3 protein-coding genes are annotated in these 1,209 nt (G+C 66.5%); all 3 read right to left on the bottom strand.

Annotated elements, in window-relative coordinates; genetic code table 11:
- Window positions 1-119: 119 nt before the first annotated feature.
- Window positions 120-254 (bottom strand): site-specific integrase, encoded by a 135-nt coding sequence (locus tag ISU10_RS23410; protein ID WP_228501809.1) that lies wholly within the window; start codon window positions 252-254, stop codon window positions 120-122.
- A 157-nt stretch (window positions 255-411) separates the two neighbouring features.
- A complete protein-coding gene (locus ISU10_RS22675; RefSeq protein ID WP_194698724.1) occupies window positions 412-627 on the bottom strand; it encodes a site-specific integrase in 216 nt (71 codons plus the stop codon).
- A gap of 31 nt (window positions 628-658) precedes the next feature.
- A complete protein-coding gene (locus tag ISU10_RS24320) occupies window positions 659-1,054 on the bottom strand; it encodes a phage integrase central domain-containing protein (RefSeq protein WP_370865800.1) in 396 nt (131 codons plus the stop codon).
- Between the last annotated feature and the right edge of the window lie 155 nt (window positions 1,055-1,209).

Raw genomic sequence — 1,209 nt, 5'->3', positions numbered from 1 at the left:
CTTCGCAAGGTCTTCTGAAGGATCACGCGGTGGCCGTCGCTGTGTCAGGACGCCACGCTCAGGTCGGGCCCGTCGTACACCACGTCCCTGGACTCAACTTGGCGTACCAAACTCCTAGGTCAGTGGCCGTTTCCGGCTACGTCCTGGGTCATCGACGGCCGTATGTGGCCGAGCTGGTCTGCGATGAGACGGGCCGACAGGGCGGCCTCGTCGACGATGGTGGCTGCGGTCTTGCGGAAGGCGTGCGAGGTCACCCACGAGAGGTCCCCGACGCCTCGGGCTTCGCGAAACTCGCGCCGCACGTTGTTGGGGTCGCGGAAGCCCCCTCGGGCGTCGGGAAGTCCGGTTGGTCGAGACGCGCTCTGCTGACGAAGCGCCGGCGCAGGACTGCCACACAGCTCCAAGGGAGTGTCAGCTTGCGTTCGCCGCTGCGGGTCTTCGTTTGCTTCCTCCGCAACCCTCTCCCTTGACGCGGATCAGGGTGCTGGTGACCTCGACCGTGCCGCTGTCGAGATCGACCTCGGGCCGGACGACGGCGAGTGCCTCCCCGATGCGGACCCCGTTGGCCAGCATGAAGAAGACCAGATCGGGCAGGTCGCGTCGGCGCGACCCGCTGTCCTCGTTCAATCGCCCGAGCAGTCGGCCTGCTCCACGACCGTCAGGGCCCGTGGTACTCGGGCCGGACGTGTGCGCTGATCACTTGTGCCTCGCGGACCGGATTCACCGTCACGACTCCGTGTCGGACTGCGCTTCCCATCACCCCGGAGATCACGAACCGGCACGACCTCGCGCTCGCGCCGGAGACCTTGCGACGGATGCCATTCAGGAGTCGATCCAACGCAGGTGTGGTGATCTTTCCGAGCCGCATCTCTCCCAGTGCCGGCAGCACATGGTTCTGCAACTGCCTTCGGTAAGCCGCCGCCGTCCCAGGCGAGCGGAGGCCCTGCTCAACGAGGTCATCCAGGCCTTCGAGCCAGACCAGTGTCGCGTCCGCGAAGCGCGTTAGGCCCGTTAGATCGCCCCGCGAACGGCCAGGCCGTCCAGCCGCATGCACCGCCACCCAGAGTCGCAGCCACCCGGGGCTGGTGCTTCAACCGGAGCGATAGGTTGGCTGATAGGTCATGAGCTGTAGCTGAGTGGACGCTGGACGGGTCCGCTCACAGGAGGCAGCTCATGGCGATGCTCGATGTTGCCTTGGATCCGGCGACG

This window comes from Nocardioides agariphilus, assembly GCF_015352445.1.
Taxonomy (GTDB): Bacteria; Actinomycetota; Actinomycetes; order Propionibacteriales; family Nocardioidaceae; genus Nocardioides; species Nocardioides agariphilus.
Note: the sequence above shows the minus strand (reverse complement) of the source record. Positions and strands in the feature narration are given on the sequence as shown.